General features: G+C 44.1%; 16 protein-coding genes. All 16 read left to right on the forward strand.

All coding sequences use genetic code 11. The features are described from left to right. Positions 1-6: 6 nt before the first annotated feature. The 16 genes from hslU (at position 7) to fliL (ending at position 13,069) form a co-directional block, all read left to right on the forward strand. Positions 7-1,407, forward strand: a complete 1,401-nt coding sequence (gene hslU, locus EIZ58_RS09570) for an ATP-dependent protease ATPase subunit HslU (RefSeq protein WP_134700369.1) — start codon at positions 7-9, stop codon at positions 1,405-1,407. Positions 1,408-1,443: 36 nt separating this feature from the next. After that, the gene (gene codY, locus EIZ58_RS09575) at positions 1,444-2,223 is read left to right on the forward strand and encodes a GTP-sensing pleiotropic transcriptional regulator CodY (protein WP_134700370.1); all 780 of its coding nucleotides are present in this window, start codon (positions 1,444-1,446) and stop codon (positions 2,221-2,223) included. A 181-nt stretch (positions 2,224-2,404) separates the two neighbouring features. Continuing rightward, positions 2,405-2,812, forward strand: coding sequence for a flagellar basal body rod protein FlgB (gene flgB, locus EIZ58_RS09580; RefSeq protein WP_240688997.1), 408 nt, complete (start codon positions 2,405-2,407; stop codon positions 2,810-2,812). Further along, a complete protein-coding gene (gene flgC / locus EIZ58_RS09585) occupies positions 2,812-3,270 on the forward strand; it encodes a flagellar basal body rod protein FlgC (protein ID WP_134700371.1) in 459 nt (152 codons plus the stop codon). Before flgB ends, flgC begins: the two co-directional genes overlap by 1 nt. A 10-nt stretch (positions 3,271-3,280) precedes the next feature. Next, entirely contained in the window at positions 3,281-3,574 is a 294-nt protein-coding gene (gene fliE, locus EIZ58_RS09590; RefSeq protein ID WP_134700372.1) for a flagellar hook-basal body complex protein FliE, read from the forward strand. A gap of 67 nt (positions 3,575-3,641) precedes the next feature. Further along, entirely contained in the window at positions 3,642-5,207 is a 1,566-nt protein-coding gene (gene fliF / locus EIZ58_RS09595; protein WP_134700373.1) for a flagellar basal-body MS-ring/collar protein FliF, read from the forward strand. 15 nt (positions 5,208-5,222) lie between these two features. Next, complete coding sequence (gene fliG / locus EIZ58_RS09600) at positions 5,223-6,230, forward strand: flagellar motor switch protein FliG (RefSeq protein WP_134700374.1); 1,008 nt, start codon at positions 5,223-5,225, stop codon at positions 6,228-6,230. Continuing rightward, positions 6,223-7,089 carry a FliH/SctL family protein gene (locus EIZ58_RS09605; RefSeq protein ID WP_167577587.1) on the forward strand — a complete coding sequence of 289 codons (867 nt, stop codon included), beginning with the start codon at positions 6,223-6,225 and terminating at the stop codon, positions 7,087-7,089. The genes fliG and EIZ58_RS09605 overlap by 8 nt, the downstream gene beginning before the upstream one ends. Then, the gene (fliI, locus tag EIZ58_RS09610) at positions 7,076-8,398 is read left to right on the forward strand and encodes a flagellar protein export ATPase FliI (RefSeq protein ID WP_134700376.1); all 1,323 of its coding nucleotides are present in this window, start codon (positions 7,076-7,078) and stop codon (positions 8,396-8,398) included. Before EIZ58_RS09605 ends, fliI begins: the two co-directional genes overlap by 14 nt. A gap of 5 nt (positions 8,399-8,403) precedes the next feature. Next, entirely contained in the window at positions 8,404-8,853 is a 450-nt protein-coding gene (gene fliJ, locus EIZ58_RS09615) for a flagellar export protein FliJ (protein WP_255438250.1), read from the forward strand. Positions 8,854-8,855: 2 nt separating this feature from the next. After that, positions 8,856-9,770 (forward strand): MotE family protein, encoded by a 915-nt coding sequence (locus tag EIZ58_RS09620; RefSeq protein WP_134700378.1) that lies wholly within the window; start codon positions 8,856-8,858, stop codon positions 9,768-9,770. A 114-nt stretch (positions 9,771-9,884) separates the two neighbouring features. Beyond that, positions 9,885-11,030 (forward strand): flagellar hook-length control protein FliK, encoded by a 1,146-nt coding sequence (locus EIZ58_RS09625; protein WP_240689032.1) that lies wholly within the window; start codon positions 9,885-9,887, stop codon positions 11,028-11,030. A gap of 15 nt (positions 11,031-11,045) precedes the next feature. Then, positions 11,046-11,429, forward strand: a complete 384-nt coding sequence (locus EIZ58_RS09630; RefSeq protein ID WP_134700380.1) for a TIGR02530 family flagellar biosynthesis protein — start codon at positions 11,046-11,048, stop codon at positions 11,427-11,429. Positions 11,430-11,502: 73 nt separating this feature from the next. Further along, positions 11,503-12,336: a flagellar hook-basal body complex protein gene (locus EIZ58_RS09635; protein ID WP_134700381.1), complete on the forward strand. Its 834-nt coding sequence runs from the start codon at positions 11,503-11,505 to the stop codon at positions 12,334-12,336. 69 nt (positions 12,337-12,405) lie between these two features. After that, a complete protein-coding gene (locus EIZ58_RS09640) occupies positions 12,406-12,630 on the forward strand; it encodes a flagellar FlbD family protein (RefSeq protein WP_134700382.1) in 225 nt (74 codons plus the stop codon). Beyond that, the gene (gene fliL, locus EIZ58_RS09645) at positions 12,623-13,069 is read left to right on the forward strand and encodes a flagellar basal body-associated protein FliL (RefSeq protein WP_134700383.1); all 447 of its coding nucleotides are present in this window, start codon (positions 12,623-12,625) and stop codon (positions 13,067-13,069) included. Before EIZ58_RS09640 ends, fliL begins: the two co-directional genes overlap by 8 nt. Positions 13,070-13,072 lie beyond the last annotated feature (3 nt).

The raw sequence follows: 13,072 nt of genomic DNA on the forward strand, positions 1-13,072 counted from the left end.
GGCAGAATGAAGAACGCCGATAACTATACACCGAGACAAATTGTGGAGTCCCTTGATAAATATATCGTTGGTCAATCCGAAGCAAAGAAGTCTGTGGCTATTGCTCTGAGAAATCGATACCGGAGAAACTTGCTGCCTGAGGATCTTAGGGATGAGATTGCCCCGAAAAATATTTTGATGATAGGTCCTACCGGGGTTGGAAAAACAGAGATTGCGCGGAGATTAGCTAAGTTGGTTGGAGCTCCGTTTATTAAGGTCGAAGCAACGAAATTCACCGAAGTGGGGTACGTAGGCAGGGATGTAGAATCCATGGTTCGTGACCTCGTGGAAACTTCGATTCGAATCGTGAAGGCCGAGAAGATGGAAGGCGTGAAAGAGCAAGCTCAGAAACAAGCGGAGGAACGTCTCGTCCAGCTCCTTGTCCCTTCTCAGCGGGAGAACAAGAGCTTCAAGAATCCATTTGAGATGCTTTTCGCTGGTCAGATGCAAACCCATCAGCCCTCTAATCAAGCTGAAGATCAGGATATCGCTCAAAGGAGAAGACAAACGGCGCATAAGCTAGCGTTAGGCGAGCTAGAAGACCATATGGTCGAGCTAGAGGTGGAAGATGTTGTGCCGTCCATGTTTGATATGTTTAGCGGTGCTGGAATGGATCAAATGGGGATGAACATGCAAGAGATGTTAGGCAGCTTAATTCCTAAGAAGATGAAGAAGCGCAGGCTTACAGTCAAGGAAGCGAGGAAGATTCTTACTCAGGAAGAGGCCCAGAAGCTCATCGATATGGATGAAGTATATCAGGAATCCATTCATCGGGCAGAACAGCAGGGCATTATTTTTATTGATGAAATAGACAAGATTGCTGGGCGGGGAGGAAGCGGATCCCCGGATGTTTCTCGTGAAGGGGTTCAGCGCGATATTCTTCCGATCGTTGAGGGTTCTGCGGTGAATACCAAATATGGTGTGGTCAAGACGGACTACATTTTGTTTGTAGCGGCAGGGGCGTTTCATATCTCCAAGCCGTCCGACCTAATTCCAGAGCTTCAAGGCAGATTTCCTATTCGCGTTGAGCTAACGAGCTTGTCTGCCGAAGATTTTGTAAGGATTCTTACAGAACCGAAAAATGCACTTATTAAACAATATTCTGCACTTTTAGAGACGGAAGGAATAAAAATCGAATTTTCTGACGAAGCTATTAGGGAACTGGCAAATATGGCCAAAGAAGTGAATGACTATACAGACAATATTGGAGCAAGACGATTGCATACGATCCTTGAAAAGCTTCTAGAGGACTTATCTTTTAATGCACCGGACATTACGATGGAGAAAATCACCATAACACCGGAGTATGTAGGGGAACGCTTGAAAGGGATAGTGAAAAACAAAGATCTCTCTCAATATATACTGTAACTAACATTTTTGAAGAGAACCTAGGAGGAAAAAGAAATGGATTTGCTAACAAAGATTAGAAGAATTAACCGCTTATTGCAAAAGACAGCGGGGCATCCTGTTAATTTCATGGAAATGGCAGAGGTGTTAAGTACGGTCATTGAAGCCAATGCTTTTATTCTTAGTAGAAAAGGAAAAATTCTGGGCTACGCGATCGCGCAAGAAATAAACAATGATCGCATTGCAGCTATGCTGCAAGAAAGACGCTTCCCGGGCGATTACAGCCATCAGCTGCTAAAGGTTGAGGAGACCACAGCAAACTTAGATATCGAAAGCCCTTATACCGCTTTTCCTGTAGAGATGAAGGATGTCTTTAATGAATCTCTAACCACACTGGTTCCCGTCATTGGAGGCGGAGATCGTTTAGGTACTTTAGTGCTTGCAAGGGTAACTGAGCGGTTTACGGATGATGATCTGATTCTAGCAGAAGTTGGAGCTACCGTGGTAGGAATGGAGATTCTTCGCGAGAGAGCGGAAGAAATAGAGCAAGAAGCTAGAAGTAAGGCTGTAGTTCAAATGGCTGTAGGATCTTTATCTTATAGTGAACTAGAAGCCGTAGAGCATATCTTTGAGGAATTGGATGGCAAGGAAGGTTTGCTTGTTGCAAGCAAGATTGCCGATCGCGTGGGAATTACCCGTTCCGTAATCGTAAATGCTCTGCGTAAGCTAGAGAGTGCAGGAGTAATTGAGTCCAGATCCCTCGGGATGAAGGGGACTTATATTAAAGTGCTTAACGATAAGTTGCTTCCTGAGCTGGCTAAACTAAAATCATCATAAAAACGAGCATGCGGAGCCCTATCCTGGAGATAGGGCTTTTCTTGTTCCTCCACTACCAAAATTTCGACAATATACCAAGACTTACTCTAGTTTTTCAAGTCGAATAGGGAGGAATTATAAAAGATCTTGTGGAATAGTTAGTAATACAAAAAAGAGGCCTGGTGGAATAGGAGGGTTGATATTGCTTAATTCAAGTAAATTGAACATGATTAGCCATGCTCTAGATGCGGCAGCCATGAGGCAGAGGGTCATTGCAGACAACATTGCGAATGTGGATACCCCACGTTATCAAAGCAAGGGAGTTGCCTTTGAGCACGAATTAAAAAAGGCAATGGAGGTGAAAAGCAGTTTTGTCGGCTTTAGGACAGACCCTAAACACATCTCGATTGGCGGTAATTCAAGGGCTTCCTCCATATCTCCACAGGTTTTTGTCAGATCGGGTATTATGCAGAACCACTTAAATAACGTTGATGTAGATGCCGAAATGACGAATATGGTAAAGAACCAAATTTGGTATAATGCACTCGTTGATCAAACGAATAGCCATTTTAACGGCTTAAAGAAAGCTATTTCAGGAGGTAAAGGATAATGTCCATGTTTACGGGTATGAACATTAGTTCTTCTGCTTTAACTGCCAATCGTCTAAGAATGGATGTTATCTCATCGAATCTAGCGAATGCGAATACCACACGAGGAAAGTATGTGAATGGGACTTGGGAGCCTTTTAGAAGGAAAATGGTTCATGTCGCACCCTTAAATGCAACCCCTTTTGATGCTGTGTTACATGCGGCAATGGGAAAAAGCAATCCAACACCTCCGAGTGGAGTCAAAGTAACCAAAATTATAGAGGACCAAACCCCGTTTAAACGAGTATACCAGCCAGAACACCCCGATGCGGATAATGAAGGCTATGTATTCCTTCCTAATGTTGACCCACTTAAGGAAATGGTTGACTTAATGGCCACGACAAAAGCATATGAAGCCAATTTAACTACTTTTAATGCGACAAAATCGATGATGATTAAGACCTTAGAAATTGGAAGGTAGGTAAACAAACATGGCTATTAATCCAATCTCCTTTAAATCCCAGGTTGCGCCAGCTCCTGTGAGCAAAACATCTGGTGAAGCTCTTCAGAACTTCTCAAGCTTTTTGAACCAGGCCCTAGAAAATGTGAACAAACAGCAGCTGCTCTCTTCTGATATGACAAAGAAAATTGCTGCTGGCGACGTCCAGGATTTACATAAAGCTCTCATAATTAAGGAGCAAGCAGGCGTGACGCTGGATTTAACGATACAGGTCCGAAATAAAGCAGTTGAAGCCTATCAAGAAATTATGAGAATGAGCATTTAGGTCCTCCGAGTGGAGGATTAATTTCTCCAGAAATAGATAGATCTTATGAAGGCCCCGGGGTGGAAACATGAATGAGCAGTTGCAAGCCATAAAAGGAAAATTAATAGATGCTTACCATTCTTATTCAACGAAGCAAAAATGGATCATCGGCGGGACGTTTTTGCTTCTCGTTATCTCCCTTTCGCTTTGGGTCTATTTCGCTTCAAGGCCGGAATTTATTCCTTTATTTAGGAATGCATTGAGCGTGGAAGAAGTAGGAGAGGTCAAAGCTGAACTCGAATCGAAAGGGGTTCAGTTTAAGCTTTCAGAGGATGGACGTAATATCCTTGTTCCAAGGAAAGATGCCCCTAGTCTAACGGTTGATCTGGCTGCAGCAGGGTTACCTAAGGGAAGTAATATCAGTCTTGATATCTTTGAAAATATGGGGTTTGGTATTACAGAGCGGCAGTTTGATGTAGCGGAACGGGATGTGCTTCAAAGTCATTTGGCAAAAATTATTAAGGGCTTTAGCGGAGTAACCGATGCTAGAGTGATGATTACTCTTCCTAAGGAGCAATTGTTTCTAAGGAGCCAGGAAGAGACGGCTACGGCATCGATTCTCCTACAATTAGAGCCAGGTACCAAATTAAATCAAAATAAAATTAATACCCTCTATCATTTTGTTTCTAAAACGGTGCCTAATCTGCCAGTTGAAAATATCGTGATTACGGATCAATTTAGCAATATGCTAGAATATACCAACGCAGAAGGCTCTGATCTAGGGCTAACGACGTATGAACAGCAGCGCTCGATTGAAAGACGCGTACAAGAGGATATCCAGCGAGATCTTCATAATATGCTTGGTACTATTATCGGCATGGATAAGGTCTATGTTTATGCTAAAGTTCGATTAAATTTTGATAAGGTCAAAGAAGACCAAAAGTTATTTGAACCGGTAGATACAGAAAATCAAGAAGGTATTGCCATCATGGTTGAAAAGATAACTAAAACCTTCAGTGGTACCGGCGGGGAAAGTGGAGGAGTTCCGGGTACGGGAGAAACGGATGTTCCTCAATATCCTGGGAATTCGGGTGGTCAGGGAAGAAGCGAAATGGAAGAAATGGAGGAAAGGGTAAATCGCGAGGTAAACCGAATTACTCGCGATATTATTAGAAGTCCTTATTTCGTTGAGGATCTATCCATTAACGTTGGCGTAGATATTCCAGCCGATTCTCCTGAAGTAGAGACGACCAAAGAAGCGATTGAAGAAGTGATTAAGAATGTTGTCCGTTCAGCTATTAGCAAAGAGGTGGACGAACAATACTTATCCAATAGGATTAAGGTAGTTGCTCAACCATTCCAAGGGAAGGTCGAAACCGTTCAGCCTGAGAATAACTTGCTTTATTACGTACTAGCTGGGGTAGCCGCATTAGCGGTTATTGGGGGAGTAGCTTACTTCTTCGTGCGTCGTAAGCGGAAAAGTGAAGAGGCGGCTGCGGTAATCGAGGCAGAGGACTCCGTTAATACCGAGATTCCGGACATTGAGTATACGGAAACCGAAGAAGTAATAGCTCGCAAACAGCTCGAAAAACTGGCTAAACAACGGCCGGAGGAATTTGCCAACCTGCTGCGCGTATGGCTTCAAGAGGACTAGAGAGGTGAATAGGCTATGGCAAATAAAGAACTAAGCGGTAGGCAGAAAGCAGCGATTCTGTTGATTTCCTTGGGACCAGAAACTTCAGCGCAAGTTTTTAAGCATCTGCGCGAAGATGAAATTGAAGACCTAACCCTAGAGATTGCCAATGTCCGCCGGGTGGATAACTTTGTTAAAGAAGAAGTGGTGGATGAATTTCATCAGATTGCCATTGCTCAAGATTATATCTCTCAAGGGGGCATTGGCTATGCAAAAGATATTTTAGAGCGTGCCTTAGGTCAGCAGAAGGCCATGGACATTATTAATCGCTTAACTTCGCATCTGCATGTACGGCCGTTTGATTTTGCCCGCAAAGCGGATCCTTCGCAGATCCTTAACTTTATACAGAATGAACATTCGCAAACGATTGCCTTAGTCTTGTCTTTCTTGGAGCCCGCCCAAGCCTCTGCTATCCTTTCCGCCTTGCCACATGAGCGTCAAGCAGATGTAGCGAAACGGATTGCGCTGATGGATAGTACGTCGCCAGAGGTTATTAGCGAAGTGGAACAGGTACTAGAGCAGAAGCTGTCTCAGACGATTACGCAGGATTATTCGAAGGCCGGAGGAATTGAAGCCACGGTTGCCATTCTTAATAATGTAGACCGGAGTACAGAGCGGACGATCTTGGATACTTTGGAGATCCAGGATCCAGAACTGGCAGAAGAGATCAAAAAGCGAATGTTTGTATTCGAGGATATTGTCACCATTGATGATAAGTCGATTCAGCGCATTATTCGCGATGTGGAGAACCAAGACTTGATGTTAGCTCTCAAAGTGGCAAGCGAAGAAGTGAAAGAGGCGATATTCCGAAATATCTCTAAGAGAATGGTCCAGACCTTTAAGGAAGAAATGGAGTACATGGGACCGGTACGCTTGAGGGATGTCGAGGAAGCACAAACCCGCATCGTATCCACCATTCGCCGTTTAGAGGAAGCAGGAGAAATCATCATCTCGCGTGGAGGAGGCGACGAAATTATTGTCTAATATCATCAAGTCCCACCCTTTTACTCCCATTTCTCCGGAAAGGCCCAGATCCAGTGTCATTCGCTCCTATGAATATTATTCGGTAGAAGATGAAGTCGTAATATCAACCGAAGGATCTTCGGTTAATGAGGAAAGTCTAGAACAAGAGACCGATTTGGACGAGGATGAGGTCCAACAGGCGAAACAAACGTCTGAACAAATCATTCTAGCTGCCCAACAAGAAGCTGAAGAAATCATACAGCAAGCTTTACTCGAGTCCCAGAGGATCCAACAGCAAGCCCAGGAAGAGATCGAGAATTGGTGGAACCAAAGAAGAGTGGGAGATGAGAGTATTCAGAAAGAAGCAAAAGCGGATGGCTATCGAGAAGGATTTCGGCACGGTCATGCGCAAGGATATGAAGCGGCACAAGAGGAGCAAGAACGAGCCATTATTCAGGCAAAACAAATTTTACAAGAGGCTTATGTGGCAAAAGACAAATGGATTCAAGAGTCCGAACCCTTCTTAGTCGAGCTGTCAATGGCCATTGCCAAGAAAGTAATTCGAGAAGAGCTTGCGGTTCATCCGGAAAAAACATGGTCTATTGTGCGAGAAGCGCTCTTAAAGGTGCAAGAGGTAGACAAGGTTACGATTTCTGTTGCTCCTAGTCAGTATGATTTCCTCGAGAATAAGCAAATGGAATTAAAGAAATGGCTTCATGGACAGGTTGAGATTCAGCTGTTGCCGGACTACGACGTTGAGGAGGGGGGATGCGTAATTCGAAGTGCGTTTGGTTCCGTGGATGCCAAGGTAGATACGCAGCTTGAAGCCATCTCTCAAGTGTTGCTGGATTTGGCTAAGGGAAGAGATGGACATGCCTAATTTACAAGCTTATCTCGATTGCCTAACTCAATTGGATTCGATCAGACTGAATGGGAAGGTTACTCAAGTGATTGGGCTTACTGTGGAATCCCAAGGTCCAAATGTAAGATTAGGTGAGGTGTGCCGTATTCTACCTCATGGAAAAGGTTCTCCTGTACTAGCCGAAGTGGTAGGGTTCCGTGATAATAAGGTACTTCTTATGCCCCTGGGAGAATTGGAAGCGATAGGGCCTGGCTGCGAGGTAGTCGCAACAGGAAAGCCATTCATGATACATGTGGGACAAGAATTGCTCGGACAAGTCCTTAACGGCTTAGGAGAGAGAATGGATGGGGCTCCTTTGCCACGATCGCTCTCCCCTTTTCCAGCGGTTACTCCCCCTCCTAATCCGCTCCAGCGGCCGAGAATTCATCAACCCTTAAGTGTGGGAGTCAGAGCAATCGATGCCCTTCTCACCATTGGACAAGGCCAGAGAGTCGGAATTTTTGCTGGAAGCGGGGTAGGGAAAAGTACATTATTGGGGATGATTGCAAGAAATACTCAAGCGGATGTCAATGTTATTGGACTGGTTGGAGAAAGAGGACGAGAGGTTGTTGAGTTTATTGAAAAGGACTTGGGGCCGGAAGGTCTAAAGCGGTCTGTCCTTGTCGTTGCGACTTCGGATCAACCCGCTTTGATCCGTATTAAAGCCGCCATGGTGGCAACAGCGGTAGCTGAATATTTTCGAGACCAAGGACTTAACGTCATGCTCATGATGGATTCCGTAACTCGCTATGCAACCGCGCAAAGAGAGTTAGGACTAGCCATTGGAGAACCCCCAGCGACTCGTGGATATCCGCCGTCTGTTTTCGCCCTTCTTCCTAGGTTACTCGAGCGGGCAGGTACTTCGGATAAAGGAAGTATAACTGCCTTTTATACGGTGCTAGTAGATGGAGATGACATGAATGATCCCATTGCTGATAATGTAAGGGGAATATTAGATGGTCATATTGTCTTGAGTCGTAAGGTGGCGCAGAGTGGACATTATCCAGCAATTGATGTCATGGCTAGTGTCAGCCGTGTAATGAATGATATTGTCAGTCCAGACCATAGACAAGCCGCCACCCAAATGAAGAGGCTGATGGCCCTCTATCGGGATAATGAAGACCTGATTAATATTGGTGCGTACAAGATGGGCTCTAATCGAGACATCGATCAAGCCATTAAGGCAAGACCGTTGATTCGCGGAATTACGGCTCAAGGAACTCATGAGCCTTCTAGTTTTGAAACTGCAACGGAGATACTGAGAGAAAACTTTGGGGATAGCTGGTGAGAAGAATGAGTGGCTACTTGTTCCGTTTCCAAAAACTAATGGATTTAAAAACGAAAGAAAAAGATGAGATCAAAACGAAATATGCGGAAAGTCTGCAGGCTTTACATGCTCAACAGCAAGAACTAGAAACCCTTCAGGCGATGATCTTAGAATGGGAGCACAAGTGTTCGAACTGGGGAGGGGAGTCAGTCCCTATTCAGCAGCTTGCTTCCATTTCGTCCTATATTCAACACTTAGAGCAGTTAGTGAGTAGAAAGCTAAAGGACATAGATTTTGCTGAACAAGAAGCAAATCACTACCATTCTCAACTAACAGAAAAAACGAAAGAATGCCAGGTTTGGGATCATTGGAAAGAAAAGGACTACCAAGAATATAAGCATGCAGCCATACGAATGGAGCAAAAGGAAATGGATGAATTAGCCTTGCAGCGATTTATCCGACAGGGGGGAGCGTAAGCATGGAGGAAACCGTGGAAGAACGAAAATATAGTAAAATGGAATGGTTTTTCTATATTATCTTCCTCCCAGTTCTCTTCACCTTGGTCCTGACGGGATTACTGTTAAATATGCTTGGGTATGACGTAGTGAATAAAGTCCTGACGGTAGGAAATAAGATTCCCTACATAGAGAAGTACTTGCCTGATCCTGTGGAAGAGGATGAAGATATGGAGAGTGCGCAGCCTAACCTTGAAGAACAAGTTGCAAGGCTGACAGAAGAGATCTCAGTTCTTAACGAAGAGATACAGAGAAAACAAAGTGAAATTGAAAGCATGAAAAAAGAGCATGAATCCGTGGACAACCAGACCAAAAAGCTTGAGGAAGAGATCATCAATCTTCAGAAACAGCTAGAAGAGAAGCGAGTAACGGATGAAGAAAGACAAGTCAAAATGAATGACTTGGCTAAACTTTATAGTTCCATGTCTCCTAGTAAGGCAGCTCCGATCCTCGAAAGCCTATCTACTGAGGAGGCGGTTCTTGTTTTGGCAGCTATGAAGCCTGCTGATCGAGTGGGCATTGTAGCTAAGATGAACCCACAGCGAGCTGGAGAGCTCACCATTTTGTTGAAGGATCTGCGGTTATCGGAAAAAGATGAGATGGCTGCGCTGCAACAAAGAATACAAGCGCTAACGAAATCTTTAGCTGAGGTAGAAAAAACAAGAAGAGACATCGAGGAAATGGTGAAGTCGTTTTCGGTTATGAATCCGGCCACGGTAGCCGATATACTAATTAAGATGCATCATTCATCAACAGAAGAAAAAGAGAAAGTGCTTTCGATACTAGCGAAGATGTCGAATCAGCAGCGGGGAACTGTATTGGAACAAATGGATTCAGAATTGAGGGCTGAGTTAATATCAAAATTAATCGAGGATTAATGTCGAATAAGAGAAAATTTTGTTTCAAAAATAGGAAGATTGTTGTATTTTCACACTGCTTGCACTATATTTTAAGTAGTCTACCCTGTGAAGGGAGGTGAAACACAAGTGAAAATGATGTCATCGGTGGACTTGCTATCTGCTCCAACAGCATTATCGACCATACTTCAACCCAAAAATGACCAGTCAGGTTTGTTTGCAGGGCTGCTAGAGGAAGAGCTGGATAGGAGCGAGGCGTCTCAAGAGATGTTCATGACTTTAGATGACTTGATCGCAAGCCTATCTGCTCTTCTACCAAGAATCCCCCTAGAAAAAGGGGGAAATCAGGGAAAACATGCCCTGTTAGGAAAGTTAGAGGAAGGGATCACACAAGCGAAGGCATTACGAGAGGAATTAGAATTACCGCAAGCTCGATTGGATTCTGCTGGCAAGATAAATAAGCTCCAATCTTTAAGTGAAGACATTCTCGAAACATTGAATTCCTTTACTCTAGTAGGAGAAGAGGGCAGCAAAAATAGCGATAAAGTCTCTCACATCTTCCGATTGATTCTAGACAAGTTTGAGGCAATCGAAAAAACGGGAGGGCTCAAAGACGCTCGATTCCTAAGCAAGGATCGTTTGGGATTACAGTCTTGGCAAGTAAAGAACGTAGGGATCAGCCACCCAATAGAGTCAATCCAACCTGTTGTGCACTCTGGGGAGAAGGAAGACGGACTACTATATCGTACGGATTTAAGTTCTATCTTTACCCATCCTCCGAAACCGATAAGCAAGACAGAAATAATGGAGCATCGCCAAGTTCCGATTCAACTTCTGACAAAAGAGTTGGAGCCTATCATGATGAGGACGTTTCTGGTGAAGAGCACCCCTCAGATTCAGGAGATGATCTTACAACTCCAGCCAGAATCACTAGGGAGACTCGATGTAAAACTCCAAACGATCAACGGTCAATTGACTGCTAAGTTTATGGTGGAGACGGCCCTGGCCAAACAAGCCGTGGAGGATCAGCTTATCCAGCTAAGACATAACCTTCAGCTTCAAGGAGTTTCGGTTCAACATTTGGAGGTTGTAGAATCATCCACCGCAAGTTCAACAAGCTTGCTTTTCCAACAGCAGCAGAAGCAGCATCCACAAGAGCACAGAGGCTATACGAATCGTGGCAAGAAAAATAAGGAATACATAGATCCTGATGATGAGGCAGTGAATCTACAGCCAATGAGATCAGTCATCGGACAAGTTGGTATCAATTACACCGTATAAGGGGGTAAGAGCAAGGTGAAGATCAACAGACCTTTTTTTCCTCCCATTATGCCGCCCGTTAGCAACAAGACAGCATCTCCTACAGCAGGGACTGAGAAAAAAAGTTTTGCCCATGTCCTACAGCAAACACAAGAAGCTGCGAGTCAGCCTTTACAATTTAGCCAACATGCTCAGATTCGAATGCAATCGAGAGGAATACAGCTATCTCAGGAGCAGCTTCAACGTTTAGAGCAAGCGGTCGATAAAGCGGTGCAAAAAGGCGGAAGAGAAACGCTTGTCATTATGCGCGATACAGCATTTATTGTCAGCACCCAAAATCGAACCGTCATTACCGCTATCGATGATCGATCCATGAAGGATCACGTGTTTACGCAAATTGACAGTACCATATTAATCTAATAGAGCTGGACCTACGGGGGGCTTTATGACTGCTGACCGACCGATGCAGTCTACTACAAAAGGGGGAGAATGTATGATTCGTTCATTATATTCGGGAGTTTCTGGGATGAGAGGTTTCCAGACCAAAATGGATGTCATCGGAAATAATATCGCCAACGTGAACACCGTGGGCTTTAAGAAAAGCAGAGTGACATTTCAGGATATGCTAAACCAGACGGTTGCTTCTGCATCCTCTGGTGAAGTCGAAACAAGGGGCGGGCTAAATCCTAGACAGATTGGACTAGGATCCCAAGTAGCCGCCATTAATGTGATCCATACACCTGGAAGTCCTATATCGACGAACGTAACGACAGATTTGCTTATTAATGGGGACGGTTTTTTTGCAGTTACGCCTGGGGGTGAAGACCAGGACAAGGTGTTTTTTACAAGAGCAGGGGATTTTACTAGAGATGCAGCCGGTAATCTAGTAACGGCGCAAGGTTTCCTTGTATTGAGCTCTGACGGTGAGCCGATCAATATCCCTGAAGACTACATTTCTTTCTCAATCGCACCCAATGGACAAGTCATAGGGACAGATGCTGCTGGTGTAACAGGTCCAATAGAAGACCAATATATAGGGATTGCTAGAGTAACCAACCCGGCTGGACTAAACAAGGTTGGAGGCTCGCTTTATGAGCTTACACCTAATGCTCATCAGGATGTAGATGACCCTAGGGATCTCATTACTTCTATTGATGAAATGGAAGGAAAGTCTCAAATCATCTCTGGCCAGCTCGAAATGTCTAACGTAGATTTAACGGAAGAATTCACAGACATGATTATCACCCAAAGAGGATTCCAAGCCAATTCAAGAATCATTACCACATCGGATACAATGATGGAAGAGATCATCAACCTGAAACGCTAATATTGGTTAACGGAAGGGAGACATATAGCTCCCTTTCTTTCTCACTCTTCGGCGGGGAGCTTGTAATGTATGATTAAGCTTACGAGATTAAATAACAGCTCTTATTTTTTAAACCCTTTTTTAATAGAGATCATTGAGGAAACTCCAGATACGATCATCACACTAACCAATGGGAAAAAGTTCATAGTTAAAGAAAAAGCATTAGATGTTATGGTATTAATAAAAGAGTTTTACCGGGATATCCATCTGCTTAAAACAGTAGGAATACAGGAAGTAGGGGACCCGAATGTTTAAGAATAAATTGTTTAATATTGCTCTTATTCTTATGATTGCCATTAGTTTATTGGGAGTGGCTGCTGTTGCGGTCTATAAGCTATACATAAACCCTGCTCACGCGGGCGTAGAAGAAGAAAAAGACCCACTGAGTATCGATGAAATTATCAAGCTCACCGTGGAGACCGAGGAGATTACGACGAATCTCAGCGGAGGAGGGTATATCCGCATTAAGTTTAAGCTTCAAGCAGACAACAAAAAATCGAAAGCGGAATTGGAAAAACGATTATTCCAGGTTGATCATATTATACTGAAGACACTTTCCGGCATGACGGAAGAGCAGATTCGAGGCCCTGAAGGCATTAAGAGGGTGGAAGAGCAGGTTCAGTCTGAAATCAATGGTCTGCTGCAAGAAGGAGAAGTGGAAGAGGTTCTAACTACGCGGATGATCATCCAATAAGCG

Origin of the sequence: Ammoniphilus sp. YIM 78166 (genome assembly GCF_004522215.1) — a bacterium.
Lineage (GTDB): Bacteria > Bacillota > Bacilli > Aneurinibacillales > RAOX-1 > YIM-78166.

Bases quoted from the DNA above. Each gene is read 5' to 3' on its own strand.
- EIZ58_RS09625 (WP_240689032.1), top strand. From the start codon at position 9,885: ATGATGTCATCGGTGGACTTGCTATCTGCTCCAACAGCATTATCGACC.
- fliL (WP_134700383.1), top strand. From the start codon at position 12,623: ATGTTTAAGAATAAATTGTTTAATATTGCTCTTATTCTTATGATTGCC.
- fliI (WP_134700376.1), top strand. From the start codon at position 7,076: ATGGACATGCCTAATTTACAAGCTTATCTCGATTGCCTAACTCAATTG.
- fliJ (WP_255438250.1), top strand. From the start codon at position 8,404: ATGAGTGGCTACTTGTTCCGTTTCCAAAAACTAATGGATTTAAAAACG.
- flgC (WP_134700371.1), top strand. From the start codon at position 2,812: ATGTCCATGTTTACGGGTATGAACATTAGTTCTTCTGCTTTAACTGCC.
- fliG (WP_134700374.1), top strand. From the start codon at position 5,223: ATGGCAAATAAAGAACTAAGCGGTAGGCAGAAAGCAGCGATTCTGTTG.
- EIZ58_RS09635 (WP_134700381.1), top strand. From the start codon at position 11,503: ATGATTCGTTCATTATATTCGGGAGTTTCTGGGATGAGAGGTTTCCAG.
- fliF (WP_134700373.1), top strand. From the start codon at position 3,642: ATGAATGAGCAGTTGCAAGCCATAAAAGGAAAATTAATAGATGCTTAC.
- fliE (WP_134700372.1), top strand. From the start codon at position 3,281: ATGGCTATTAATCCAATCTCCTTTAAATCCCAGGTTGCGCCAGCTCCT.
- EIZ58_RS09620 (WP_134700378.1), top strand. From the start codon at position 8,856: ATGGAGGAAACCGTGGAAGAACGAAAATATAGTAAAATGGAATGGTTT.
- codY (WP_134700370.1), top strand. From the start codon at position 1,444: ATGGATTTGCTAACAAAGATTAGAAGAATTAACCGCTTATTGCAAAAG.
- hslU (WP_134700369.1), top strand. From the start codon at position 7: ATGAAGAACGCCGATAACTATACACCGAGACAAATTGTGGAGTCCCTT.
- EIZ58_RS09640 (WP_134700382.1), top strand. From the start codon at position 12,406: ATGATTAAGCTTACGAGATTAAATAACAGCTCTTATTTTTTAAACCCT.